General features: G+C 70.3%; 5 protein-coding genes. All 5 read left to right on the forward strand.

Annotation, left to right across the window (positions count from 1 at the left end):
- Positions 1–16 precede the first annotated feature (16 nt).
- Positions 17–415: a gas vesicle protein GvpJ gene (gvpJ, locus tag AB0F91_RS47060; RefSeq protein ID WP_360609021.1), complete on the forward strand. Its 399-nt coding sequence runs from the start codon at positions 17–19 to the stop codon at positions 413–415.
- A gap of 5 nt (positions 416–420) precedes the next feature.
- The gene (locus tag AB0F91_RS47065; RefSeq protein WP_360609023.1) at positions 421–1,215 is read left to right on the forward strand and encodes a GvpL/GvpF family gas vesicle protein; all 795 of its coding nucleotides are present in this window, start codon (positions 421–423) and stop codon (positions 1,213–1,215) included.
- 4 nt (positions 1,216–1,219) lie between these two features.
- Positions 1,220–1,483 (forward strand): gas vesicle protein GvpG, encoded by a 264-nt coding sequence (locus AB0F91_RS47070; protein WP_360609025.1) that lies wholly within the window; start codon positions 1,220–1,222, stop codon positions 1,481–1,483.
- A 6-nt stretch (positions 1,484–1,489) separates the two neighbouring features.
- The gene (gene gvpO, locus AB0F91_RS47075; RefSeq protein WP_360609027.1) at positions 1,490–1,816 is read left to right on the forward strand and encodes a gas vesicle protein GvpO; all 327 of its coding nucleotides are present in this window, start codon (positions 1,490–1,492) and stop codon (positions 1,814–1,816) included.
- Position 1,817: 1 nt separating this feature from the next.
- A partial coding sequence (locus AB0F91_RS47080) for a gas vesicle protein (RefSeq protein ID WP_360609029.1) occupies positions 1,818–2,155 on the forward strand: 338 nt, incomplete at its 3' end.

Here is a 2,155-nt window from a genome sequence, read left to right on the forward strand (position 1 = left end):
GTCGAGGGAGCAACCGATGACCACAGCTGTACAGCCCTCCGGTGGGGGTGGCGGTCTCGATCGGCCGTCCTCCAGCAGTCTCGCCGACGTGATCGACACGATCCTGGACAAGGGGCTCGTGATCGACGCCTACGTGCGGGTGTCCCTGGTGGGCATCGAGCTGCTGACGATCGACGCCCGGGTCGTGGTGGCCAGCGTCGATACCTACCTGCGGTTCGCCGAAGCGGTGAACCGGCTCGACATCTCGGGCACCGAGCAGAAGGGCCTGCCCGACCTGCTGGAGGACGTGACCTCCGGCGGTAGCAAGGCCAAGACCCGCGGCGCGCTCGAGGCGGCCGGGGACAAGCTGCGCGACATCCTCGGCGCCGACGAGGACGAGGAAGAACCCGTCAGCCGCGGCCGGAAGGGACGGTGACGCGAGTGACCACCGACACCGACACCAACACCGACGACACCGACACCGGAACCGAGACGGCGATCTACGTCTACGGCATCCTGCCCGCCGACGTCGACATCGACGACGACACGCGCGGAGTCGGTGACCCACCGGCCGAGGTGAGCACCGTGCCCAGCGGCCCGATCGCCGCGCTCGTCAGCGAAATCCCCCGGGACGCACCACTGGGCCGGCCCCAGGACCTCTCGGCGCACGCCCGGCTGCTGGACGCGGCGGCCGCCGAACTGCCGGTGCTGCCGCTGCGCTTCGGGGCCGTGGTCACCGACGAACAGGCCGTGGTCGACGAGCTGCTCGACGCCAACCGCGACGACTTCACCGCCGCCCTCGAGCAGCTGGAGGGCAAGGCGGAGTACCTCGTCCGGGCGCGCTACGACGAGCGGGCCATCCTGCGGGAGATCCTGTCCGAGAACGACCGGATGGCGCAGCTGGCCGAGGCGATCCGGGGCAAACCCGAGGACGCCACCCGTAACGAACGCATGGCGCTGGGCGAGCAGATCACCCAAGCCATCGAGGCCAAGCGGGCCCTCGACACCCAGCGGGTGGCCGACGCGCTGGCCGAATCGGTCGTGCAGCTCGCACCACGCCAGCCGACCCACGAGGAAGAGGCGGTGCACCTGGCCGTGCTGGCCGAGACCGAGCGGCAGGACGAGCTGGAAGCCGTGATCGACCAGCTCGCCCAGGAATGGCAGGGCCGCGTCGAGGTCCGCCTGCTCGGCCCGCTCGCCGCCTACGACTTCGTCGTCACCCGGATACCGGAGTAACGCCATGGGTTTGGTGACCGGGATCCTCGGGCTGCCGCTGGCACCGGTGCGCGGGGTCCTCGCCCTGGGCGAGCTGATCCGGCAGCGGGTCGAGGAAGAACTCCACGACCCCGCCTCGGTCCGGCGCGAACTGGAGGCCATCGAGCACGCACGAGCCGCCGGCGAGATCTCCGCCGAGGACGAAGCCGAGGCACAGCAACAGGCCCTCAACCGGCTCACCGGGTCACCGCGCCGACCCGCGCGCCGCCGCGACGACAGGAAGAGGTGAGCGCCGATGGCAGCCGCGAAGGGTGACGGGCGGGCCCCGGCCCCCCGTCGCGCCACACGCGACGGGCTGGTCGCCTCGACCGCGGCCGCCGCGGCGGTGCGTCAGCTGGGCGAGCTGGTCACCAGCGAGCCCGTGGGCGTCACGTCGATCGAACCGGTCGAGGACGGCTGGGTCGTGGAAGTCGAAGTGATCGAGGAACATCGCATCCCCTCCTCCGCCGACATCCTGGCCCTCTACGAGATCGAGCTGGACGAGGAAGGCGACCTGCTCGCGTTCCACCGCACACGCCGCTACGCCCGCGGCAAATCGGGCACCGGCAGCGAGGGGAGCTGACATGGTTTCAGGCCAGCCGGTCACCCGGCCCCAAAGCGGGCTCGGTGCCACCGGCTCCCAGCCCGCCAACCTCGGCGACATCCTCGAGCGGGTCCTGGACAAAGGACTCGTCATCGCCGGAGACATCCAAGTCAACCTGCTCGACATCGAACTGCTCACCATCAAGCTGCGGCTGGTGATCGCCTCCCTGGAAACCGCCCGCGAGGTCGGCATCAACTGGTGGGAAAACGACCCATGGCTGACCGGCGACCACGGCAAGCTACAAGACGAAAACCGCCAGCTACGAGCCCGCATCGCCGCACTGGAATCCGGGCGATCGCCGGAGTCCATCGAGGCCGG

This window comes from Amycolatopsis sp. NPDC023774 (genome assembly GCF_040639695.1).
Lineage (GTDB): Bacteria > Actinomycetota > Actinomycetes > Mycobacteriales > Pseudonocardiaceae > Amycolatopsis.

Coding starts and splice junctions, on each gene's coding strand:
- AB0F91_RS47070 (WP_360609025.1), top strand. CDS start 1,220: ATGGGTTTGGTGACCGGGATCCTCGGGCTGCCGCTGGCACCGGTGCGC.
- gvpJ (WP_360609021.1), top strand. CDS start 17: ATGACCACAGCTGTACAGCCCTCCGGTGGGGGTGGCGGTCTCGATCGG.
- gvpO (WP_360609027.1), top strand. CDS start 1,490: ATGGCAGCCGCGAAGGGTGACGGGCGGGCCCCGGCCCCCCGTCGCGCC.